Here is a 23468-nt window from a genome sequence, read left to right as displayed (position 1 = left end):
GATGGACATCACCAAGCCGGAGGAGCACAGGCCGCAAGGCCAGCACTATGACAGAATCATTGAACGGGCGGCCCAAGGCCGGCAGCGTTGACACAGGTCCGGCCGAGTTCCCGCACTCTGTCCCGGGCGCCCGGACGGAAGTTGTCATCTTCGACAACTCGGATCAGATGGTTCAGACCCTTGGCAGCCATGACGAGGCGTTGCGCTACATCGAAGCGCAGTTCCCCGGCGTCGACTTCCATGTGCGCGGCAACGAGCTCTCCTTCAGCGGACCGTCAAGCGATGTTCCCCGGATCATGCGGCTTCTGGAAGAAGTCCGCGGCCTGGTCGGCAAGGGGACGGTCATCACCCCGGACGTGCTGCAGCAGCTTGTGTCCTTGTTGCGCAGCCAGTCGCTGCAAAACCCCGTGGAAGTGCTGACCCACAACATCCTTTCGAGCCGCGGGCGCACCATCCGCCCCAAGACGCTCAACCAGAAGAACTACGTCGACGCCATCGACGACAACACCGTCATCTTCGGGATCGGCCCTGCAGGCACCGGCAAGACGTACCTCGCGATGGCCAAAGCCGTTCAGGCACTGCAGCTCAAGGAAGTCAGCCGCATCATCCTCACGCGGCCCGCCGTCGAGGCAGGAGAGCGGCTCGGCTTCCTGCCGGGAACGTTGAGCGACAAGATCGACCCGTATCTGCGCCCTTTGTACGACGCCTTGCACGACATGATGGACCCGGAATCCATCCCGCGCCTCATGGCTGCCGGAACCATCGAGGTGGCGCCGCTTGCGTACATGCGCGGCCGCACGCTCAACGACGCGTTCATCATCCTTGATGAGGCCCAGAACACCACCGCGGAACAGATGAAGATGTTCCTGACCCGCCTGGGCTTCGGCTCCAAGATGGTCGTCACGGGGGATATCACGCAGGTGGACCTGCCCTTCGGCGCCACCTCCGGCCTGCGCATTGTCCAGGAAATCCTCAGCGGGATCGACGGCGTGAACTTTACGATGTTGGACGCTTCCGACGTCGTCAGGCACCGGCTCGTCGCCGACATTGTGTCCGCCTACAGCACATGGGATGAAAAGCACCGGGTGCGTGCCCAGCACACGCCGATCCACGACAAACGGGGAGAACACCGATGAGCATCGAGGTCAACAACGAGTCCGGCGTCCAGGTGGACGAGGCACAATTGGTGACCCTTTCACGCTTCATCTTCGAGCGGCTCTACATTCACCCCCAGGCCGAACTTTCCATCCTCCTGGTGGATGAACCCGCCATGGAAAAGCTCCACATCGAGCTCATGGACGAACCCGGCGCTACCGATGTCCTGTCTGTTCCGATGGATGAGTTGACGCCGGGGACACCGGGCAAGCCGGCTCCGCAAGGCATGCTGGGCGACATCGCCATCTGCCCGCAGGTCGCCGAAGTACAGGCGCGCAACGCAGGTCATTCCACGCAGGATGAAATGCTCCTGCTCTGCACGCACGGAATCCTCCACCTGCTCGGTTTCGACCACGCCGAACCGGAGGAAAGGGAAGAGATGTTCGGCCTGCAGCGTGAGCTGCTGTCCGCGTTCCTTGGCAAGGACGCCCCCATGGAGACCATGCTGTGACCTCGCTCATCCTGGTCGGGATGGCGTTGGTGTTCCTCAGTTTCGTCGCCCTGCTGACCGCGGCTGAGGCTGCCTTCACCTTCCTGCCGCGGCACGACGCGGAGCAAGCCGTCGTCAGGAGCCGGGGGAATTCCCTTCGCAGTATCCTCGCCCAGCCCATTGCGCACATTCGCGCGCTGCGGTTCTGGCGGGTCTGGTTCGAAATGGCTGCCGCGGTGGCCGTCGCCGTCGTCATGCACAGCCTCCTCGAGAACGTCTGGCTTGCCGGTCTGGCGGCGACGGGCATCATGGCCGTCATTGGTTTCGTTTTGGTGGGCGTCTCGCCCCGCCAGCTCGGACGCGCCCACTCAGGCGGCGTGGTCCGCTACTCGGCCCCGCTCATCAGGTTCCTGTGCTGGATCCTGGGTCCCATTCCAGGCTGGCTCGTGAGGATCGGCAGCGTCGTGGCACCCGGAGCGCCCAGCGGCGATGAAGCTTTCTTCAGCGAGGAAGAATTCCGTGAACTCGTCGACAGGGCCACGGAATCCGACATGATCGAGGACAGCGAGGCCGAACTCATCCAGTCGGTCTTCGATTTCGGCGACACCCTGGTGCGCTCGGTGATGGTGCCCCGAACGGACATTGTGAGCATCGAGTCCGGCTCCAGCCTGGAACAGGCCATGGCCCTGTTCCTGCGCTCCGGGTACTCAAGGATCCCGGTCATCGGCGAGAACGCGGACCAAATCCGCGGCATTCTCTACTTGAAGGACGTTGCCGCCGCATTGCACCGCCCGGAACAGCCATCGGCGCGCCAGGACGTTGATGCCATAGCCCGCGAGGCACGTTTCGTTCCCGAATCAAAGCCTGTCAGCGACCTCCTGAGCGAGCTGCAGCAAGAGTCCACCCATGTGGCTGTAGTCATTGACGAATACGGCGGCACAGCCGGACTGGTGACGCTGGAGGACCTTATCGAGGAACTCGTGGGGGAGATCGTGGATGAGTACGACTCCAACGATGCGGAGGTCACTGACTTGGGAGATGGCACGTATCGCGTCAGCTCACGGATGAGCATCGATGACCTCGGCGAACTTTTCGACATTGACCTCGACGACGACGAAGTGGACACAGTGGGCGGCCTCCTGGCCAAGACCCTGGGCAAGGTGCCGATCGTAGGCAGTGCGGTGGAGGTGGACGGGATCTCCTTGAAAGCCGATAGGCTGGAAGGCCGGCGAAACCGGGTCAGCCATATCATTGCGGCAGCCATTCCAAAAGAAGACACTGACCTTGAAGACCTTCTCGACGAGGCCGACACAACGCAACAGGGAGTTCCACGTGAGCAAGCACAATAAGAAGTTCGACGCCGATCAGGACTTCGGCGGCTTCCACGCAGGCTTCTCGGTTCTTGTGGGCCGGCCCAATGCCGGCAAGTCCACCCTCACCAACGCTTTGGTCGGGCAGAAGGTGGCCATCACCTCGGCAAAGCCGCAGACCACGAGGCACACGATCCGCGGCATTGTCCATCGGGAGGACGCCCAGCTTATCCTCGTGGACACTCCGGGCCTTCACCGCCCGCGTACCCTTCTTGGCAAGAGGCTCAACGATCTCGTCGCGGACACCCTCTCCGAAGTCGACGCCATTGGTTTTTGCCTGCCCGCCAACGAGAAGATCGGACCGGGCGACAAGTACATCGCAGCCCAGCTGGCCGCCGTCGGACGCAAGCCGATCATCGCACTTGTCACCAAGACCGACCTGGTGGACCGCCAGGCGTTGACCGAGCAGCTCCTGGCCGTAGCCGCGCTGGGCCGCGAAGTCCTTGGCGAACAGGGCTGGGCCGATATCGTTCCGGTTTCCGCGACCGACGGCTTCCAGGTCAATACGGTCGCCGACGTCCTCATCGGCCACATGCCTCCTTCGCCGCCTCTCTACCCGGACGGTGAACTCACTGATGAGCCAGAGGCTGTCATGGTCGCCGAACTCATCCGGGAAGCAGCCCTGGAAGGCGTCCGTGACGAGCTTCCGCACTCCCTGGCCGTGGTGGTGGAGGAAATCCTGCCCCGCGAAGGCCGCTCCGAAGACAACCCGCTCCTCGACGTGCGGGTGAATTTGTACGTTGAACGCCCGTCCCAGAAGGCCATCATCATCGGCAAGGCCGGAAGCCGGCTGCGCGAGGTCGGAACGAACGCACGCAAGGGCATTGAGGCCCTTTTGGGAACCAAGATCTACCTCGACCTGCACGTGAAAGTGGCCAAGGACTGGCAGCGCGACCCGAAGCAACTCGTGAAGCTGGGATTCTGAGCGCTGGGGAAGTTCCCAGTTTGGGCTCGTAAAATGGTCCGAATCCCATTTTCCGAGGAAAGGTTGAGCGAGTCGTGCGACGTCGCGATGCACGCGTTCAGGAGCCCGGCACCATAGGTGCCCCCGGCGCTGCACGCCACGGGGAAGCTCCCTGCACCCCCCGCCACATGAATGCTCCCAAGGGCCTCCCGCCCTGGCTCAAGGTCACTGCCGTGACGGTGTCAGTGCTGTTGGTTGCCGGTATCGCTTTCGCCGCTTACTGGGTCATCCGCTTGCAGTCGAACATCAGCACGGCACCGTTGTCGGCAGGCGCACCGAGGACGGAGGCCGCTGCGAACGATGCCACCGACCGCTTGCAGATCCTCATCCTCGGTTCCGACACCAGGGACGGGAAGAATTCGCAATACGGATCCGCCCAGGACTCCGCCGGCTATGGGCAGTCGGATGTCATGATGGTGCTGGACATTTCAGCGGACAACAAGAGGGTGAGCCTCACCAGCATTCCCCGCGACCTCCTGGTGAATGTTCCGAAGTGCACCGATCCCAAAACCAATACCGTCTATCAAGCCCATTCCAACGTCATGATCAACTCGGCCATGGCAGAAGCCGGGATCGGTTGCGCCGTCGATACAGTGAACAAACTCATGGGACTGCAAATCGACCACTTCATGATGGCCGACTTCAACGCGGTCAAGGAGCTGTCCAACGCCGTAGGCGGAGTCGACGTTTGCGTGAGCGACGCCGTCTACGATCCCGACTCCGGGCTCCGGCTCCCCAAGGGAACATCGAAGGTCCAGGGGGAGCAGGCCTTGGCCTTCCTCCGGACCCGCCACGGTTTTGGCGACGGAAGCGACCTCGGCCGCATCCAGGCCCAGCAGGGTTTCCTTTCCGCACTGACCCGGAAGATCAAATCTGATGGCACGCTCGGCAATCCGCAGAGCCTGTTGACCATCGCGGATGCCGTGACAAAGAACCTCACCGTGGACGAAGGCCTTGCGTCCGTCCAGTCGCTCCTGACAATCGGGAGCCGCCTCAAGGACGTTGACTTGTCCAAGGTTGCGTTCGTCTCCGTTCCCACCCAGCCCGCCGCCGTCGATCCCAACAGGCTCGAATTGGTCCAACCGCAGGCCTCCCAGCTGTTCGCCGCCATGCGCGCGAACCTGGACCTGACAAACCCGGGGGCCACGGCCACCCCATCGGCCAGTCCCTCGGCGGCCGCGCCCGGCGCCCCGTCCAGCAGCGCGGCGCCGGCACCGAGCGCTCCCGCTGTTCCCGCCTATGACAAGGCCCTTCAGCCAGTGACCGTTGCCGACGGAACAGGCGTCGCCTCCCGCGGCCAGGAGATCGCCGGCGCCCTGGTTGGCGGCGGATTCACGAAAGCCGCACACTTCCTTGCGGCCGCGGTGCCCAAGACCGTCGTCTATTACGGGGCCGGCTATGCCGACGTCGCGCCGGATGTCGCCAATCTCCTGGGGATCCCGGCCTCACAAGTCGAACCATCCAACGGAGTCGTCGGGGTCCAGGTCTACATCGGCAGTGACTTCGATTCAGGGACCAAGTACGGGGTTGCCTCTGTTCCGTCCGACGTCGTCAAGCAGACCGCAGGCGACGTGAAATGCCAGGCGGTCAACCCCGCACTCATCCCGAGGTAGCAGCACAGGAAAACCCTTGCTGGCTACCAGATACTGACGCGATCCGCGGGCGAGAGCCACATGCCATCCCCGGCTTCCACCGCGAACGCCTCATGGAACGAGTCAAGGTTCTTGGCGATGGCATTGGTCCGGAACTCGTTGGGGGAGTGCGGGTCCGTGGCGACGCGCCGGATCGCTTCCTCAGGACGGATGACCTGGCGCCAGCCGGCAGCCCAGGACATGAAGAAGCGCTGCTGGCCGGTCAGGCCATCGAGAACCGGCGGCTCGGCACCGTCAAGGCTCAGGAGGTAAGCCTTGTAGGCGATCGTCAGGCCGCCCAGGTCACCGATGTTTTCGCCGAGCGTGAGCTTCCCGTTGACCTTGTGGTCCGGAGCGGCATAGGGGGCAAGGGCGTCGAACTGGGCCACGAGCTTTGCCGCCAGTGCTTCGAAAGCCTTGCGGTCCTCCTCGCTCCACCAGTTCCGCAGCGCTCCACTTCCGTCGAACTGTGAGCCTTGGTCGTCGAAGCCGTGTCCGATTTCATGGCCGATGATCGCGCCGATGCCGCCGTAGTTGACCGCGTCGTCGGCCTCCGCCGTGAAGAAGGGCGGCTGCAGGATCGCAGCCGGGAAGACAATCTCGTTCAGCATCGGATGGTAGTACGCGTTGACGGTCTGCGGCGTCATGAGCCACTTGTCGAGATCGACCGGCTTGCCGACCTCATCGAGGTGACGGTCGACGTCGGCGTTGTGCGCCCGCTCGACGTTGCCCAGAAGATCAGTCGGATCAATGTCGACGGCGGAATAGTCGATCCACTTGTCCGGGAAACCAATCTTCGGCCGGAAGGCCTCAAGCTTTTTCAGCGCTTCGGCCTTGGTGTCCTCGCCCATCCAGTCGAGCGCCGTGATGCTCTGGCGGTAAGCCTCGATCAGTCTGGCAACCAACGTCTGCATCCTGGCCTTGTAACCTTCGGGGAAGTGCCGCTCCACGTAGATCTGGCCTACCGCCTCGCCCAGGGCGGCTTCGACGACGGCGACTCCGCGCTTCCAGCGGTCCTTGTTCTGCGGAGTGCCGCTCAGGGTGGTGCCGTAGAAATCGAAGTTTGCGTCCACGAATGCCGACGAAAGATAGGGGGCGGCGGCATTGAGCACACGCAGGGCAAGCCACTCCTGCCACGTGGCAAGGGACTCGGACTCGATAAGGGTGGACGCACCCGTGAAGAAATCAGGAGTACTCACCACCAGCTCGGTGAATTTGTCCCCCTCGATGCGGGCCGAATCGAACCACGAGTCAAGGTACGGGAACAGTTCACGGCCCTCTTCCGCGGTCTTGAGGTTGTAGGTCTTCTGCGGATCGCGGAGGGTGACGTTGTCCCAATGATGCGAGGCAAGGGCCTTTTCAAGGGCGACAACGCGCGTGGCGGCATTGTCGGCGTCGGGAATGCCTGCCAGGCCGAAGAGTTTGGCGACGTATTTCGCATAAGCGCTGACAATGCCTTCGAACTTCGCGTCCCGATAGTACGACTCGTCGGGAAGCCCCAGGCCGCCCTGGCCGATGTACAACAGGACCCGGTCCGGGTTCCCGGCGTCGGGAGCAGGATAGATAGAGAAGAGTCCGGAAACATCCGAGCGGAACAGCCGCCCGGTCAGGGCAACCACGTCGGCCGGCGAAACCGTGGCAAAGACCTCCGCGAGCCGGGCGCGGATGGGCTCCATGCCCTTGGCCTCGGCGGCCTCCTCGTCCATGAAGCTGTTGTAGAGCCCGCCTACTTTGCGTTCGATGCCGCTGGCGTCTTCGCCCTTTGCGGCAGCTTCCTCGATGATCGCTTTGACTGCCAGTTCAGCGCCATCCCGCAACGCAGTGAACGTTCCCTCAAGCGGCCGGTCGTCGGGGATGACCGTCGACTTCAGCCACGCCCCGTTGACGTGCTGGTAAAGGTCGTCCTGCGGCCTGACGCTTTCATCGATATTGGACAGTGTGATCCCCGACTGTGGCACAAGAACTCCTTCGGACGACGATCGGATCCGGCTCACCACCGTTCCCGCGTCTGCATAGTGGACGTTGCTTCTGGTATTGCATTGTCATCATACGCACCCGTGTTACTGTGAAATGGTGCGTGCAGGAATGCTTCTCCTTAGCTGCCGCGGCGGGGCCTCGTAAGCGATCATTCGCTAGGCCAACCCTCGCTGCGGAGTTAGCTATGCCCGGCCAATCTTCCATCAAAGATTAAGAGAAAAGGCCCCAAGACATGCGCAACGCACAAAAGCCCTCCGGAATGCCCATTCACCGGTACGTCCCTTTCCAGGACCAGATCAAGGTCGAACTGCCGGACCGCACCTGGCCGGACAAGGTCATCACCAAGGCTCCGCGCTGGTGCGCTGTGGACCTCCGTGACGGCAACCAGGCCCTGATCGACCCCATGAGCCCGGCCCGCAAGCTGAAAATGTTCCAGCTGCTGGTGAAGATGGGCTACAAGGAAATCGAGGTCGGCTTCCCGTCCGCCTCGCAGACCGACTTCGACTTCGTACGCCAGCTCATCGAAGGCGGCCACATTCCGGATGACGTCTCCATCCAGGTCCTGACTCAGGCGCGTGAACACCTGATCGAGCGCACGTATGAATCACTCCTGGGCGCCAAGCAGGCCATCGTCCACCTGTACAACTCCACGTCGGTTCTGCAGCGCCGCGTCGTGTTCAACCAGGACGAGGACGGCATCCTGGACATCGCCCTGCAAGGTGCCCGCTTGTGCAAGAAGTACGAGGAAACCCTCACGGACACCCACATCACGTACGAGTACTCGCCGGAGTCCTTCACCGGAACCGAGCTTGAGTACGCAGCGCGTGTCTGCAACGCAATCGCCGACGTTTTCGAAGCCTCCGCTGACAGGCAGGTCATCATCAACCTGCCCGCGACGGTGGAAATGGCCACTCCCAATGTCTACGCGGATTCCATCGAATGGATGCACCGGAACCTGCATCCCCGTGACGGCATCATCATCTCCCTCCACCCGCACAACGATCGCGGCACCGGCGTAGCCGCCGCGGAATTGGGCTACCTGGCCGGCGCCGACCGCATCGAGGGCTGCTTGTTCGGCAACGGCGAGCGTACCGGCAATGTGGACCTGGTCACCCTGGGCCTGAACATGTTCGTTCAAGGCGTCGATCCGATGATCGACTTCTCGGACATCGACGAAGTCCGTCGGACCGTGGAGTACTGCAACCAGCTGCCCGTCCCCGAACGTTCCCCGTATGGCGGGGACCTGGTGTTCACGGCGTTCTCCGGTTCGCACCAGGACGCCATCAAGAAGGGTTTCGAAGCCCTTGAGAGGGACGCTGCCGCTGCCGGCAAGGCCGTGGACGACTTCACGTGGCAGGTTCCGTACCTGCCGATCGATCCCAAGGACCTGGGCCGCAGCTACGAGGCAGTCATCCGCGTCAACTCGCAGTCCGGAAAGGGCGGTGTGGCGTACTTGCTCAAGAACGAACACAGCCTAGACCTGCCGCGCCGGGCACAAATCGAATTCTCCGGCGTCATCCAGCACCGCACCGACACCGTGGGCGGCGAAGTCAGCGGCGCCCAGTTGTGGGCAATGTTCCAGGACGAGTACCTGCCGGCCAGCACACCCGATGGCCAGTGGGGACGCTATTCGCTGGGTTCCATCCGCACCGAGACCGATGAGTCCGGCGAGCTCACCCTGCATGCAGCCCTTCGCGTTGACGGCTCGGTAGTCCAGCGAACCGGAACGGGCAACGGACCGATCGCGGCGATGCTGGACATCCTGCGACAAGACGGCGTGGACGTCCGAGTCCTGGACTACACGGAACACGCCCTTTCCGAAGGTGGCAGCGCCACCGCCGCCGCTTACGTGGAATGCGCTGTTGGCGAGCGGGTCCTCTGGGGTGTCGGTATCGATCCCAACACGAGCACCGCAGCGCTCAAGGCAGTCATCTCGGCCGTCAACCGCGCCATCAGGGCTGTCCGGGCATAGCCATTTGCCGTGCGGCGCCCTCAACACGGCGCCGCACGGCTTCACCGGACCCGATCAGGCCCGGTGTGGTGCGAAGATTAACTGTGGCCAATCCTTCGTCGTTTGCAGCGCGGTCCTATCGGGACGATGCCGTAGTGCTGCGCACCCACAAGCTGGGCGAAGCGGACCGCATCATCACTTTGCTGACGAAGCACCACGGACAAGTACGGGCGGTTGCCAAGGGCGTACGTAGAACCAGCAGCCGGTTCGGGGCCCGCTTGGAGCCGTTCATGGTGGCTGACCTGCAACTCGTTGCCGGCCGGACCCTGGACATCGTCACGCAGGCTGTCGCCAAGGGAGCCTACGGGAGCTCGATCGCCGCAGATTACTCCCGGTATACCGTCGCTGCGGCCATGACGGAGACCGCAGAAAAGCTGACGGACGCCGACGCCGATTCGGGAACCGCCCAATACAACCTGCTTGTCGGGGCTCTTGCCGCGTTGAGCCGTTCCGACCACCCGCCCGAGCTCATTCTCGATTCCTACCTGCTCCGCGCCTTGGCGACAGGCGGTTGGGCGCCCAGTTTCACGGATTGCGCCCGCTGCGGGGCGAGCGGTCCGCACATGGCTTTTTCCGCTCCGTTGGGCGGAATGATCTGCCACGACTGCCGCCCGCCGGGTTCGCCGGCGCCGGCACCCGAAACCGTCATTCTGCTGGGCGCGCTGCTGACGGGGGACTGGACAACTGCGGATGTGTCTGAAACCTTGCATCGCCGGGAGGCCGCCGGATTGGTGGCAAGCTACCTGCAATGGCATCTTGAACGAGCATTGAAGTCCCTCAAACATGTGGAGCGAAGCTGAAAGTGGCACTGGGAAAAAAGAAGACGGCAACGGCGCGGACCACCCCGGTGAGGGCCCCCTACCACCATCCCTCAGGCGCCAAGCCGCCGGCCATCCCTGCCGAGCTGGTACCGCGGCACGTAGCTATCGTCATGGACGGCAACGGCCGCTGGGCGAACCAACGCGGCCTCCCGCGTATCGAGGGCCACAAGGCCGGAGAGCCGGCCTTGCTGGATGTGATGGCGGGTGCGATCGAACTTGGCATCAAGTACGTCAGTGTCTACGCTTTCTCCACCGAAAACTGGCGCCGTTCTCCTGAAGAAGTGCGCTTCCTCATGGGATTTAACAAGGATGTGCTGCGCCGGCAGCGCAACCAGCTCGATGATTGGGGAGTGCGGATCCGCTGGGCAGGGCGGCGGCCCAAGCTTTGGGGTTCCGTCATCAAGGAGCTGGAGGAAGCCGAGGATTACACGCGCGGCAACGACACGTGCACCTTGACCATGTGTGTTAACTACGGCGGCCGGGCCGAGATCGCCGATGCCGTGGCCGCGATTGCCCGGGATGTTGCCGATGGCCGCCTGAAGCCCGGCTCGGTCACCGAGAAGACCATCCAGAAGTACCTCGATGAACCGGACCTTCCGGATGTGGACCTGTTCCTGCGGAGCTCCGGCGAGCAGCGCCTTTCGAACTTCCTCTTGTGGCAATCGGCCTACGCGGAATTCGTCTTCATGGATACGCTATGGCCCGACGTCGACCGCAGGACCCTGTGGGACGCCGTCGAGATCTATGCCAAACGGGATCGGCGCTACGGAGGCGCGGTGGACGCTGCAGCTCAGTCCGGGTAGGAAGCCAACCAGATGGCCACGTCCCTGTAGGCCTGCTGCCGGACGGTGCGCCGTGACAGGAACACATCGTGGAGTGCACCCGGGTAGCGGAATACCGCCGTCCGGCGTCCGAGGCCCAGCGCCCGGCGGGCAGTCTGCTCGACGTCGATCACGGCGTCGACGCGCATGAGCTCCGCGGTCCACTCAGCCTGGATCCGGGTCCGGCCGGAAAGCAGCACGAGCACCGGAGCGTCGATATTGAGTTTGCGCTCGACGGCGGCGTGGCCCGCCAGGACTGCCTTGGTCCACCCTGCGCGGATCGGGAAGGAAGCCCGCGGCCTCCATTCCGGATCAAGGGTCCACTCGCCGTGGGCCATGTTGCTCACGCTTTCCCAGTAAGCCGGCATCTCCGGGAAACGGAAAGGACGCTTGGGGTCGGTGCGCGCGAACGGCTCCACCACGTGCATGGCGATGCTGCGGATCAGGCTGCTGCCCTGGAGCTCCAACCATGGCGAATTCAACGTCAGCGTGGCAATGCGGCCGGGATTCCGGTCGGCCCACAACGCCGCGATCAGCCCGCCCAGCGAATGGGCCACGAGGTGGATGGTGGGTGCCTCCGCGCTGCCCGTCAGCTCGGCGATATCCCGCTGGATGGCCTGCAGGGCGGCGTCGAGGTCTTCGTCGTAGACCGACAGGTCCGTGGTGTAGCCGGGAGTCTGGCCCGGCCGCAGGCTCCGCCCGAACTTGCGCAGGTCAAGGGCATAGAAATGGAACCCTGAGGCGCCCAGGAACTCAGCCAACTCTGTCTGCATGAAGTAGTCGGCCCAGCCGTGGAGATACAACACCACCCGCGGTGGCCCCGGGGTGACGGGAACGTCGCTCCGGCGCCGACGTCGAGTGAATGCCGTCAGCGCATCCAGGAGGCCGTGGGGCACCGATGTAGCGGGTACCGGGCGGACGTATCGGACGAGGGTGGCGCAGACGGGCCCCTCATCGTCCGGTGGAAGTTCGAGCTCCAAGGCCTCGAAACCACCGCCGAGAAAGTCCTGTTGCCAGACCGGCAACCCCAATTCCGTAGTCATGGCGTTTCCCCCGATTGTCCAAGCTCGTGGCCCGCCGGAGGTACCGTCCGTGGCCCATTGGCAATGTACCCGTGAATCCACCGCGCAAGCCTGTCGTAGGCATCTGCCCGCACCGGACCGGCCGACAGGAACACGTCGTGGAGGCCGCCGTCCACCCGTTCCAGGGTGACGGTTCGGCCGAGGGTCATGGCACGGACGGCCATGGTGTTGACGTCCAGGACGGCGTCCGAATGCCGCATTGACTCCTGCCAGACCATGCCGTTGGCGCTCGCCCCGGAAATCAAGACCAGGATCGGGATGTCTATCCTCAGCCCACGGGCTACCCTCGTGTGGCCGCTGAGGACCGCACTGAGCCAACCGGCCCGCATGGGGAAAGCCAACGGCGGACGGTATTTGTCGTCGAGGAGCCATTCTCCCTCGGCCGAGCTGCTGATGCTCCGGTAATAGAACCCTCGTTCGGGCAAGCGCAGGATTGTCTTGGGCCGGAACCGCGCGAGCGGCTTCACCATGGTCTGGGCTGCGCGGCGGACGACGGAACTTCCGTGCATTTCAAGCCACGGGCTATTAAGGACGAGGTACTGGACCGAGCCGGGGTGGCTGCTGACCCACAAAGCTGCCACGAGCCCCCCTGTGGAATGCCCCATGAGCGTCAACGAGCCCGGCTCCCCGCCAAGCTCCTCTCCCGAGCGGATCATGTCAATGGCTTGGCTGATTTCGGCGTCGTAGTCGTTCAGGTCCTCAACGTAACCGCCTGGCGTGTCCGCTTGCAGGCTGCGGCCATGGTTGTGCATATCCAACGCATAGAACTGGAAACCTTGTCCCGTCCAGAACTCCGCGAGGGCGACATTGAAAAAGTAGTCGCTCCAACCGTGCAGGAACAGGACCGAACGGTTGGCCGGCAAGGCAGGATCACCGGGACTTCCTGCGCCCTGGCGCGGGACATGGCGGACCAGCGTTGCGCGCCGGACAACTCCATCAGGCCCGGTCGCCTCGAATGCGCAACTCTCAAAGTCCGCACCGAGAATATCGGTCTGCCACTCCATGGGAACAGCTTAGACACTCGCCGCGGCATCGCGCCCGGCCGCACGTCCGGAGAACAGGCACCCGCCAAGGAACGTCCCTTCCAACGCCCGGTAGCCATGGATTCCTCCTCCGCCGAAGCCGGCAGCCTCGCCCGCCGCATACAAGCCCGGGACGGGAACTCCGGAATCGCCAAGGACGCGTGAACGAAGGTCTGTTTGGAGTCCGCCCAGGCTCTTGCGCGTCAGGACGGAGAGCCGCACAGCCACGAGGGGACCGTGTTCCGGGTCAGTGAGCCGATGCGGAGGGGCCACGCGCATGATCTTGTCGGTGGCGAAACGCCGGGCCGCCCGGATCGCGGCGAGCTGCGGATCCTTGCCCAGCCCGCTCGCCACTTGCAGGTCCCGGTCGTGGATGAGTGAATCGAGTCGGGCGGGATCAATCAGTGCCGAGCCTGTCAACGAGTTCATTTTGGCGGCGAGCCCGGCGGCTGTTGCCGCCTGCAGGAAATCCACGCCGCGGTCCAGGAAAAGGCGCAATGGGGTATCGCTGCCGTGATTGAGCCTGGAGGCAAGGAGCCTGATGTCCTTGCCGGTGAGGTCCGGGTTCTGTTCCGAGCCTGAGAGGGCGAACTCCTTCAGCGCGATGGTGCGGTTGCACACGAACCACGAATGTCCGTGCCCGCCCGCCAGGATATGCCTGAGGGCGCCGAGCGAATCGAAGCCTGGAAACAGCGGTGCAGGCAACTGCCGTCCCGTCGCGTCAATCCACAGCGACGACGGTCCGGGAAGTATCCGGATGCCGTGCGAAGGCCATACGGGGGAGTGGTTGTGGATGCCTTCGGGGTAGTGCCACATGCGGTCGCCGTTGATGAGCGTACCGCCGGCGGCTGCGGCGGCAGCGAGGAACTCGCCGTCGACGGAAGCGGGTACGCCGCTCAGCATGTGTTCTGGAGCGCTATTGTCCGGCCATTGCTTCCGCACCGTAGCGTGGTTCCCGCCGATCCCGCCGGTAGTCACGATGATAGCTCCCGCAGTCGCCGCAAAGTGCCCGACGACGGTCCTTGGCGACGCTTGGCCGCGTCCTGCTCCGGACGCCTCAAGGATCTCGCCGCCGACCCCGGTGACGGAACCCGCCGTCGTCGTAATCTCCGTGGCGCGATGCCGGAAGTGGAGGGAAATCCTTCCCTGGGCCACGCCTTCGTTGACTTTTGCCAGGAACGGCTGCACGACGCCGGGTCCCGTGCCCCACGTGACGTGGAACCGCGGGACCGTGTTGCCGTGGCCCTGGGGACCATAGCCGCCCCGCTCGGCCCACTGCACCAAGGGAAAGAGCCGCACGCCGAGGGAGCTCAGCCACCGGCGTTTCTCGCCGGCGGCAAAATCCACGTAGGCTTCCGCCCAACGCCGCGCCCAGGAGTCTTCCGGCCGGTCAAACGCCGCGGACGCGAGCCAGTCGCCCAGGGCGAGCTCGGCACTGTCCTTGACGCCCAACCGCCGCTGCTCCGGGGAGTTGACCAGGAACAAGCCGCCGAAGGACCAATGTGCCTGACCGCCCACGGAGGCGGGCGGTTCCTGGTCCAGGACAGCAACCTGTCTGCCGTCGGCATAGGCTTGGGCGGCGGCGACCAGTCCCGACAGTCCCGCCCCGATGACAACAACGTCGGCTTCTATGTTTGCCTTGGAGTGAACTCCCTCACGCGGATTGTGCGGCATTCGTACATGCTACCGTCCGGTAACCGCGCTGGTTTGGTGCGCGACCCGTAAACCGGAAAACTAGGACCATGCGCGTTTACCCCACATTCTTCAAGCTGGCCTTCTCCTGGATGGATGCCGAAAAAGCCCACAAGATCGGCTTCCAGGCGATCCGCTTTGCACACCGCTCAGGCGCAGGACGCGTTCTGGCCAAAATGACCGCTCCGCACCCCTCCCTGCGCACGGAGGCTTTCGGGCTGACCTTCCCATCGCCTTTTGGCCTTGCGGCGGGCTTTGACAAAGAGGGCCATGGAGTCGAGGCCCTCGCTGAGCTGGGCTTCGGCCATGTGGAAGTGGGTACGATCACCGGCCAGGCGCAGCCCGGCAATGAGAAGCCCCGGCTTTTCCGCCTGGTCGAGGACAAGGCCGTGATCAACCGCATGGGCTTCAACAACGACGGTGCAGCGGCCGTGGCCCCCCGGCTCAAGGCTGCGCGGGCGGCCCTGCAGCGGACGCATTCGGGAGTCCGCCCCGTGATCGGAGTCAACATCGGCAAGACCAAGGTTGTTGAGCTCGACGACGCAGTCGAGGACTATTTGGTCAGCGCCCGCAGCCTGGCACCCGCCGCCGACTACCTGGTAGTCAATGTCAGCTCGCCCAACACTCCGGGACTGCGCCTGCTCCAGAACGTCGAAACCCTTCGCCCCCTCCTGCGCGCCGTTGGAGACGCCGCGGACGAATCGGCCGGCCGCCATGTGCCGCTGCTCGTCAAGATCGCACCGGACCTGAGCGACGAGGACATCGACGACGTCGCCCGCCTCGCCTTGGACCTCAAGCTCGACGGGATCATTGCCACCAACACCACCATCAGCCGGGAAGGCCTGGTTTCCGACCCGGGCAAAGTGGACGCGTGCGGCGCCGGCGGGCTCTCCGGCGCGCCGCTCAAGGAGCGTTCGCTCGAGGTACTGCGCCGGCTGAAGGCCGCCGTGGGGGAGGGCCTGGTGCTCATCGCGGTCGGCGGAGTGCAGTCCGCGGCCGACGTCCAGGAAAGGCTCGACGCCGGAGCAACCCTCGTGCAGGGCTACACGGCATTCCTCTACGAAGGTCCGTTCTGGGCTGCCGGGATCAACAGGGCCTTGGCCAAACGTCGCAGTTAAGCGTCGCCGCTAAGCAGGCAGACGAGCACCGGACCACCAAGTGCGGTCAAGCAAAAGACCCTGGAACAGCGGTTCCAGGGTCTTTTTGATTCGTAGGACTCTTGTCCTTGGCGATTGGGGGGCCTTAGGCGGGGTACTGGCCCCGCTGCACTTGCGGCTTCGGCAGGCGCAGGCGACGGAATTGCAGTGAACGCATGCTGCCGTACCAGACCGTGCCACGCTCGACGTCGCCGAACTTCTGCGTCAAGCCCTTGCGCAACTTGCGGGAAAGGATGAACACATCCGCGAAGACCGCGAGGAACATGACCCAGAAGCCGATCAGGATATAGCTCAGGACGTCGCTTCCTGAAGGAATGATGAAGGAGATGACCACGAAAAGCAGGGCACCGAACATCAAGTACTCACCCAGGCTGAAACGGGCATCGACATAGTCGCGCGCAAAACGCTTCTGGGGTCCCTTGTCCCGCAGGGGCAAGTACTTTTCGTCCCCGGTGTCCAGGGCCTGGCGCATTTTCTGGCGCTGATCCTGCACGGCAATGCGCTCGGCTTCTTTCGAGGCCTTGCGGTCCGTCGGCACGAGGGGCCGCTTGCGGGCCGCTTCCTGTTCCTTGCGCTTGGGCGTGGGAGCGCCCTTGCCAGGGCCTTTCACGGCGGCATCGGCGGCAAGCTGGTCTACTTGGTCTTGAGCGCTCGGCTCATCCTTTTTACGTCCAAACACCACTACAGAATACCCCGCAGGAACCGCGCCAAAGTCGACGTGACGTGCCGCCCAGCGAATGAGCCAGCCACGCTGCCAGGTCCGGTTCCCCGGCGCCACTCGCGGCGGTAGTGTTTTCGCCATGACTTCAATGAATGCGGAGATCCCGCAGACCTTTTCCGGCGGCTCCGGCACGATCAATGTTGATGCGCTCAAGTCCTCTATCGATGCTTCTTTCGGCGAGACCATGGCCCGTTTGAAGGCCCTGGTCGCCATCCCGGGGATCGCCTGGCCCAGCTTTGACCCGGCGGAACTGGAGCGTAGCGCCGAGGCCGTCGCGGCGCTGGTCCGCCAGTCGGGCTTCGGCGACGTTCAAATCCTGCGCTGCGACAAGGCCGACGGGACCCCGGGAGGCCCTGCCATTGTTGCTCGCCGCGTTGCCGCGCCGGGCAAAGCAACGATCCTGCTTTACGCGCACCACGATGTGCAACCGCCGGGCGACGTAACCTTGTGGGACACCGAGCCCTTTGTGGCCGAGGAACGCGATGGCCGCCTTTATGGCCGGGGCGCGGCCGACGACAAAGCCGGAATTATGGCCCATCTGGCTTCCTATGCGGCGGTGACCCAGGTATTGGGAGACGATTTCGGGCTTGGTGTCACGTTGTTCTTCGAAGGCGAAGAGGAAGCCGGTTCGCCCACGTTCCGCACTTTCCTCGAGACACACCGCGAACTCCTCGAAGCGGACGTCATCGTCGTTGCGGATTCAAGCAACTGGAAAGTCGGCGTTCCCGCGCTGACAACCAGTCTCCGCGGCTTGGTGGACGGCACCTTCGAAGTGCGGGTCCTCGATCACGCCGTGCACTCGGGCATGTTCGGTGGTCCCGTGCTGGATGCGCCGACCCTTTTATCCCGCCTCATCGCCACCCTGCACGACGACGACGGCAACGTGGCCATCGAGGGCTTGGTGGCCAGGGACGACGTAGTAGAGGACGTCGACGAGGAACAGTACCGCGCCGACGCCTCCGTGCTCGACGGCGTACGGCTCGCAGGCAGCGGCAGCATCGCTTCAAGGCTTTGGACCAAGCCCGCGCTCTCCATCATCGGCATCGACGCGCCCGCCGTCGACGTCGCATCCAACACGCTGCTCCCCGCCGCGCGGGCGAAGTTCAGCCTGCGCTTGGCTCCCGGGCAGGATCCCGATGCCGCCATGGACGCCGTGGGAAGGCATCTGGAGGCGCACGCGCCCTTCGGTGCGAAGGTGACGTTCGTGCCGGGGGAGCGGGGCAACGCCTTCTCCACCGATACATCATCGGCTGCGGCCCGGATCGCGATGTGGGCGCTGGGTGAAGCCTGGGGTGTGCCCGCCGTCGAAATGGGGATCGGTGGATCCATACCGTTCATCGCGGACCTGACGGAGACCTATCCCGATGTCCAGATCCTGGTGACCGGGGTCGAAGACCCGGACTCGCGAGCCCACAGCGCCAACGAATCCCTCCACATCGGCGATTTCCGCAATGCTGTGCTGGCTGAGGCCCTGATGCTCGCCCGTTTGAACATGGAAGGCCTCTGAGCTGCCGCCTGCAAGGGTCCGGGAACAAGGCAAGGGTCCGGCCGGTTACGTTAGGAGTTATAGCTATGCGCCGGCTCGACGTAGCATGTAGCTATAGCCCGCACGTATTTGGGTAAGGGCAGGCAGCGTGAAGGCGCAGCCGCCAAGAGCGTCATAAGAAGGTAGGCCAATGAGCACTGCAACCAACGAAAACAGCACCGGAGCGCAGCTCGCAGGCAGCGAGCTTCCTGAGCACGAGGTCAAGTTGACCGATGTCGCCGCAGGCAAAGTCCGGAGCCTTCTCGAACAAGAAGGGCGCACCGACTTGCGGCTCCGCGTCGCTGTTCAGCCGGGCGGCTGCTCGGGCCTGATCTACCAGCTCTATTTCGACGAGCGTCTGCTCGACGGCGATGCCGTCCGCGACTACGACGGCGTCGAAGTGGTTGTCGACAAGATGAGCGTGCCTTACCTGAGCGGTGCCAGCATCGACTTCGAGGACACCATCTCGAAGCAGGGCTTCACCATCGACAACCCCAACGCCGGCGGGTCTTGCGCCTGCGGCGATTCGTTCCACTAGCCCGGGCATTCGCAGACTGTTGGCCCAGTTCAGCAACGGGTTGAACCCCGGCCGACGCACTGGGCCAGCATGTCGGCGAAAACCGCTCGGTAGCGGTAAGCTCTACATCGGGTAGTAAAACTTTAGTGTGCCCGGTGGGCTTCCGGCCGGCCGGGCTGCAGCAACAAGAGGAAGGGCCGTCTGTGAGTTCGCAGAACCGAACCGGCAGCCGACGCATAAAGATCACTTCGATCACTGGCTTGGCACTAGCCGGCGCGTTGGTTTTGACCGGATGTTCACCAGAGGTAGGAAAAGGCTGGTTGCCCACGGAACGTGGCACCACCAGCAACACCGATCGGATCATGGACCTCTGGGTCAACTCATGGATCGCCGCCCTCGCTGTCGGCATTATTACTTGGGGCCTGCTGGTCTGGTGCATCATCGCCTACCGCCGCCGCAAGGGCACCACGGGTTTCCCGAAGCAGCTTAGCTACAACCTCCCCCTGGAGGTCTTTTATTTGACCATCCCGCTGTTCATGGTGCTGGTGTTCTTCTACTTCACCGATCAGGACCAGCGTGCAATCGATGACCGCTCCCAGCCGGCCGACGTCACGATTGACGTCCGCGGCAAGCAGTGGGCATGGGACTTCAACTATGTGAAGGGCTCGGTCATTACCGAAGACCTTCACGAAGCCGGCGTCCAGGCGCACCTCACGGGCAACGCGATCGACTTGAATCAGTTGCCGACCCTGTACCTGCCGGTCAACAAGTCGGTTGACCTTGAGCTGAACTCACGCGACGTTATCCACTCCTTCTGGGTGCCTGCCTTCCTGCAGAAGCGCGACGTGATTCCCGGCAAGACCAACTACATCAGGTTGACCCCCACCAAAGAGGGCACCTATGACGGCAAGTGCGCCGAACTCTGCGGTGAATACCACTCTGAGATGCTGTTCCGCGTGAAGGTCGTTTCCGAAGCTGAGTTCCAGGCTCACATGGACCAGCTTCGCCAGAGCGGCAACACCGGTCTTCTCGATTCGAAGTACGACCGCAACCCGAACCTGAACGCAAAGAATTAAGGGAAGCGACGTGGCTACTTATACCCAATCCGCTGGAGTCCTTGACGCTCCGGTAGTACCGAAGTCCAAGGGACGCATCGTCGTCAACTGGATCACCTCCACCGACCACAAGACCATCGGGTACATGTACCTGATCGCGTCCTTTGTGTTCTTCTGCCTGGGCGGCGTTATGGCGCTGCTGATGCGTGCGGAACTGTTCGAGCCCGGCATGCAGATCCTGCAGACCAAGGAACAGTACAACCAGCTCTTCACGATGCACGGCACCGTGATGCTGCTGATGTTTGCCACGCCGCTTTTCGCCGGCTTCGCGAACGTCATCATGCCGCTTCAGATCGGTGCCCCCGACGTTGCCTTCCCGCGGCTGAACGCGCTGGCATTCTGGTTCTTCCTCTTCGGCTCCACCATCGCGGTGTCCGGCTTCGTCACCCCGCAGGGTGCTGCCTCCTTCGGCTGGTTCGCGTATGCTCCCTTGTCGGACACGACGTTCACCCCCGGCGTGGGTGGAGACCTGTGGGTCTTCGGCCTGGCATTGTCCGGTTTCGGAACCATCCTCGGTGCCGTGAACTTCATTACCACGATCATCTGCATGCGCGCTCCCGGCATGACGATGTGGCGCATGCCGATCTTCACCTGGAACACCCTCGTGACGGCAATCCTGGTTCTCATGGCCTTCCCGCCGCTCGCCGCCGCGCTCTTCGCGCTCGGTGCTGACCGCCGCTTTGGAGCCCATATCTTCGACCCGGAGAACGGCGGAGCTGTCTTGTGGCAGCACCTGTTCTGGTTCTTCGGCCACCCCGAGGTTTACATCATTGCGCTGCCGTTCTTCGGCATCGTGTCCGAGATCTTCCCGGTATTCAGCCGCAAGCCGATCTTCGGCTACAAGGGCCTGGTCTACGCGACCATCGCCATTGCCGCCCTCTCGGTTACCGTTTGGGCGCACCACATGTACGTCACCGGATCGGTGCTGCTGCCGTTCTTCTCCTTCATGACGATGCTGATCGCAGTACCCACCGGCGTGAAGTTCTTCAACTGGATCGGTACCCTGTGGCAGGGCTCGATTACCTTCGAGACGCCCATGCTCTGGAGTATCGGCTTCCTGGTCACCTTCCTCTTCGGCGGCCTGACCGGCATTATCCTGGCTTCCCCGCCGCTTGACTTCCACGTATCGGACTCCTACTTCGTCGTGGCCCACTTCCACTACGTGGTCTTCGGAACCGTGGTGTTCGCAATGTTCGCAGGCTTCTACTTCTGGTGGCCCAAGTGGACAGGCAAGATGCTCAACGAGCGGCTCGGCAAGATCCACTTCTGGCTCCTGTTCCTGGGCTTCCACGGCACCTTCCTCATTCAGCACTGGCTCGGCGTCGAGGGCATGCCCCGGCGTTACGCCGACTACCTGCCGCAGGACGGTTTCACTTGGATGAACCAGTTCTCCACCATTTCATCCTTCGTGCTCGGCGCCTCGCTCCTGCCGTTCTTCTGGAACGTCTACATCACCTGGCGCAGTAACAAGAAGGTGGAAGTGGACGATCCCTGGGGCTTCGGCGCTTCGCTCGAGTGGGCCACATCCTGCCCGCCGCCGCGGCACAACTTCACCTCGCTGCCCCGTATTCGTTCCGAACGTCCTGCTTTGGACCTCCACCACCCGGAACTGGCCCAGCACCACACTGCACGGAGCCCCGAGCCGGCAGCAAAGGTGCTCGGCAACGCTGACCAGAAGGACGCCAAGTGAAAATCGAATCATGGATTTTTGGAGCCGGTAGTTTTTTCTTTGTCCCCGTCGCACTGGTCTATGGTTTTCTGAACCACTGGTCTGAGTGGGTCGGAACGCTAGGTATTCTCTTGGTCGGTGGCCTGGCCGGCATGATCGGCGGCTACCTCGGCTTCACGGGCAAGCGGGTCGGCATGCGTCCGGAGGACCGTCCGGACGCCGAGATCCATGAAGGCGCCGGCGAGCAGGGACACTTCAGCCCCTGGAGCTGGTGGCCGCTGGTGCTCGGCCTGTCATGTGCCGCCGGGTTCCTTGGCTTGGCTGTAGGTTTCTGGATCACGTTCGTCGCTGCCGGTCTTGCGGTCGTAGCCCTGGTCGGTTGGGTGTTCGAATACAGCCGCGGAGATCACGCGCACTAGAAGTACTTGAACGACGACGGCGGGCCCCACCATTGGTGGGGCCCGCCGTCGTCGTATCCGGATTGTACGTCGTTGACACACCCCGCGGTGCGTCAACGGGGCGCTTGCCCGTTCACGGGGCTTCTACGGCCTCCAGGACGGCCGAAAGCGCGGCCAAGGCATCATCGACCTCATCAGGCGTGCGGCCGGCTTGTAGCGCTTCTCCGGAGACCGACAGCACCACTTCGCAGCCGTGGCCGAAATCCTCGGTCATGACCTCGAGCAAAGACCGGGCATCCACCGCTTGCTGGCCCGGCTTGCGGATCGTCACCGGAAGGCCCGTGGCCGTCACGGCCCGCACGAAAACGGCAGCAGCCCGTGCATGGAGGCCGATCTCTGCGGCGACGATGGCTTTGTGCTCGGGCAAACCGGCTCCTTTGACTCGGCCGGCCTGAATGCCGACTGCAATTTTGATCCCTACAAGCGTAGCGCCGCCACGCGACCGCACCGTTCGCGGTGCCCAGCTGGTCTAGACCTGCCGGTGGAGTGGCCTACGCTTATTTCATGAAAGATTTCGTGGCCGGAGACCGTCGTGCCCGCTGAGGCAGCACGTATCGCGGGGGAGATAGACCGCAAGAGCGGAACTCCTATCTACGTTCAACTGCGCGAGATCCTGCGCAGCTATATCTCCGAGTCCTGCAAGCCCGGTGCGGCGTTGCCTTCGGAACGGGACCTCTCCGAACGGTTCGGCCTTGCCAGGATGACGGTGCGGCAGGCCATTGATGCCCTCGTCGGCGAGGAAGTCATTGAACGCGTGGTTGGACTGGGAACTTTTGTCCGCAAACCGAAGCTGGACCTTCAGGTGAAGCTCACCTCGTACAGCGAAGAGATGCAACGCCGCGGCATGGTTCCGGCAGCCAAGGTCCTGAGCTTTGAACAAATCGCGGCCAGTGCCTTCCTGGCGAGGGAACTCCAGCTGGAGGAAGGGACGCCGTTGGTCCGCTTCAGGCGGCTCCTCCTCGCTGACAACGAGCCCATGAGCGTGGATGAAAACTTCATCCCTGCGCATCGTGTGCCAGGCCTCCTGGACGATGCGCCTCCCACTTCCCTGTACAACGTCCTGAGCGAGAAGTACGGACTGGTGATGGAGTGGGGAGAGGACATGATCGAAGCAACCGCGGCTTCGCCATCAACGGCGCGGCTCTTGAACGTCGACGTCGGTACGCCGTTGCTGAAGATCCAGCGCCACGCTTTCGTTGCCCGCGCCATGGTGGACTACTCCGTGTCGTACTACCGTGCCGACCGGTACAAGTTGTGGGTGCCGTTGCAGCGTCCCGGCGTCCGGTCCACCCGAAGCCAGTCCACGGGATACCGCACCCACTAGTTCAAA

21 protein-coding genes are annotated in these 23468 nt (G+C 63.4%); 15 read left to right on the top strand and 6 right to left on the bottom strand.

The genetic code is table 11. The features are described from left to right. Positions 1–47 precede the first annotated feature (47 nt). The 5 genes from AB0O52_RS05960 to AB0O52_RS05940 all read left to right on the top strand — a co-directional run bounded on the left by AB0O52_RS05960 (position 48) and on the right by AB0O52_RS05940 (position 5532). Entirely contained in the window at positions 48–1136 is a 1089-nt protein-coding gene (locus tag AB0O52_RS05960) for a PhoH family protein (protein WP_364534755.1), read from the top strand. After that, on the top strand, positions 1133–1606 hold the full coding sequence (gene ybeY, locus AB0O52_RS05955) for an rRNA maturation RNase YbeY (protein WP_364534752.1): 474 nt from the start codon (positions 1133–1135) through the stop codon (positions 1604–1606). The genes AB0O52_RS05960 and ybeY overlap by 4 nt, the downstream gene beginning before the upstream one ends. Continuing rightward, entirely contained in the window at positions 1603–2934 is a 1332-nt protein-coding gene (locus tag AB0O52_RS05950) for a hemolysin family protein (RefSeq protein WP_364534749.1), read from the top strand. The genes ybeY and AB0O52_RS05950 overlap by 4 nt, the downstream gene beginning before the upstream one ends. Beyond that, on the top strand, positions 2918–3880 hold the full coding sequence (gene era, locus AB0O52_RS05945; protein WP_284752235.1) for a GTPase Era: 963 nt from the start codon (positions 2918–2920) through the stop codon (positions 3878–3880). Before AB0O52_RS05950 ends, era begins: the two co-directional genes overlap by 17 nt. Before the next feature lie 74 nt (positions 3881–3954). Beyond that, complete coding sequence (locus tag AB0O52_RS05940) at positions 3955–5532, top strand: LCP family protein (RefSeq protein WP_364534745.1); 1578 nt, start codon at positions 3955–3957, stop codon at positions 5530–5532. A gap of 23 nt (positions 5533–5555) precedes the next feature. On the opposite strand, the gene AB0O52_RS05935 is transcribed toward AB0O52_RS05940, so the two are convergent. Then, positions 5556–7508 carry a M13-type metalloendopeptidase gene (locus tag AB0O52_RS05935; RefSeq protein WP_364534742.1) on the bottom strand — a complete coding sequence of 651 codons (1953 nt, stop codon included), beginning with the start codon at positions 7506–7508 and terminating at the stop codon, positions 5556–5558. Positions 7509–7759: 251 nt separating this feature from the next. Here AB0O52_RS05935 and leuA point away from each other — a divergent pair, with 251 nt between their 5' ends. The 3 genes from leuA to AB0O52_RS05920 all read left to right on the top strand — a co-directional run bounded on the left by leuA (position 7760) and on the right by AB0O52_RS05920 (position 11162). Further along, the gene (gene leuA / locus AB0O52_RS05930) at positions 7760–9499 is read left to right on the top strand and encodes a 2-isopropylmalate synthase (protein ID WP_364534739.1); all 1740 of its coding nucleotides are present in this window, start codon (positions 7760–7762) and stop codon (positions 9497–9499) included. Positions 9500–9582: 83 nt separating this feature from the next. Beyond that, entirely contained in the window at positions 9583–10338 is a 756-nt protein-coding gene (gene recO / locus AB0O52_RS05925) for a DNA repair protein RecO (RefSeq protein ID WP_364534736.1), read from the top strand. 2 nt (positions 10339–10340) lie between these two features. Continuing rightward, positions 10341–11162: an isoprenyl transferase gene (locus AB0O52_RS05920; RefSeq protein WP_364534733.1), complete on the top strand. Its 822-nt coding sequence runs from the start codon at positions 10341–10343 to the stop codon at positions 11160–11162. Here the strand turns inward: AB0O52_RS05920 and AB0O52_RS05915 are convergent. The 3 genes from AB0O52_RS05915 to AB0O52_RS05905 are packed head-to-tail and all read right to left on the bottom strand — an operon-like array spanning position 11150 to position 14958. Then, entirely contained in the window at positions 11150–12223 is a 1074-nt protein-coding gene (locus AB0O52_RS05915) for an alpha/beta hydrolase (RefSeq protein WP_364534730.1), read from the bottom strand. The genes AB0O52_RS05920 and AB0O52_RS05915 overlap by 13 nt on opposite strands. Continuing rightward, on the bottom strand, positions 12220–13266 hold the full coding sequence (locus tag AB0O52_RS05910) for an alpha/beta hydrolase (RefSeq protein ID WP_364534727.1): 1047 nt from the start codon (positions 13264–13266) through the stop codon (positions 12220–12222). Before AB0O52_RS05910 ends, AB0O52_RS05915 begins: the two co-directional genes overlap by 4 nt. Before the next feature lie 9 nt (positions 13267–13275). Then, positions 13276–14958, bottom strand: a complete 1683-nt coding sequence (locus tag AB0O52_RS05905; protein ID WP_364534724.1) for an FAD-binding dehydrogenase — start codon at positions 14956–14958, stop codon at positions 13276–13278. Between the two features lie 68 nt (positions 14959–15026). Here AB0O52_RS05905 and AB0O52_RS05900 point away from each other — a divergent pair, with 68 nt between their 5' ends. After that, positions 15027–16094: a quinone-dependent dihydroorotate dehydrogenase gene (locus AB0O52_RS05900; RefSeq protein WP_364534721.1), complete on the top strand. Its 1068-nt coding sequence runs from the start codon at positions 15027–15029 to the stop codon at positions 16092–16094. Positions 16095–16218: 124 nt separating this feature from the next. Here AB0O52_RS05900 and AB0O52_RS05895 read toward each other — a convergent pair whose 3' ends face one another. Continuing rightward, on the bottom strand, positions 16219–16812 hold the full coding sequence (locus AB0O52_RS05895) for a DUF3043 domain-containing protein (RefSeq protein ID WP_364534718.1): 594 nt from the start codon (positions 16810–16812) through the stop codon (positions 16219–16221). A gap of 121 nt (positions 16813–16933) precedes the next feature. On the opposite strand from AB0O52_RS05895, the gene AB0O52_RS05890 reads away from it, so the two are divergent. From AB0O52_RS05890 to AB0O52_RS05870, 5 genes are all read left to right on the top strand, one after another. Next, the gene (locus tag AB0O52_RS05890) at positions 16934–18361 is read left to right on the top strand and encodes a dipeptidase (protein WP_364534715.1); all 1428 of its coding nucleotides are present in this window, start codon (positions 16934–16936) and stop codon (positions 18359–18361) included. A gap of 169 nt (positions 18362–18530) precedes the next feature. Then, positions 18531–18917, top strand: coding sequence for an iron-sulfur cluster assembly accessory protein (locus AB0O52_RS05885; protein ID WP_364534712.1), 387 nt, complete (start codon positions 18531–18533; stop codon positions 18915–18917). Between the two features lie 182 nt (positions 18918–19099). Further along, the gene (gene coxB / locus AB0O52_RS05880; RefSeq protein WP_364534709.1) at positions 19100–19972 is read left to right on the top strand and encodes a cytochrome c oxidase subunit II; all 873 of its coding nucleotides are present in this window, start codon (positions 19100–19102) and stop codon (positions 19970–19972) included. 10 nt (positions 19973–19982) lie between these two features. Then, the gene (gene ctaD, locus AB0O52_RS05875) at positions 19983–21701 is read left to right on the top strand and encodes a cytochrome c oxidase subunit I (RefSeq protein WP_364534706.1); all 1719 of its coding nucleotides are present in this window, start codon (positions 19983–19985) and stop codon (positions 21699–21701) included. Beyond that, on the top strand, positions 21698–22099 hold the full coding sequence (locus AB0O52_RS05870; protein ID WP_364534703.1) for a cytochrome c oxidase subunit 4: 402 nt from the start codon (positions 21698–21700) through the stop codon (positions 22097–22099). The genes ctaD and AB0O52_RS05870 overlap by 4 nt, the downstream gene beginning before the upstream one ends. Positions 22100–22211: 112 nt before the next feature. Here AB0O52_RS05870 and AB0O52_RS05865 read toward each other — a convergent pair whose 3' ends face one another. Beyond that, a complete protein-coding gene (locus AB0O52_RS05865; RefSeq protein ID WP_364534700.1) occupies positions 22212–22505 on the bottom strand; it encodes an HPr family phosphocarrier protein in 294 nt (97 codons plus the stop codon). A gap of 165 nt (positions 22506–22670) precedes the next feature. On the opposite strand from AB0O52_RS05865, the gene AB0O52_RS05860 reads away from it, so the two are divergent. Beyond that, a complete protein-coding gene (locus AB0O52_RS05860) occupies positions 22671–23462 on the top strand; it encodes a GntR family transcriptional regulator (protein ID WP_284982897.1) in 792 nt (263 codons plus the stop codon). Positions 23463–23468: the final 6 nt, after the last annotated feature.

It is taken from the genome of Arthrobacter sp. NPDC080073, assembly GCF_040686575.1.
Classification (GTDB): Bacteria; Actinomycetota; Actinomycetes; order Actinomycetales; family Micrococcaceae; genus Arthrobacter.
This window is presented reverse-complemented; position numbering and strand designations above follow the sequence as displayed.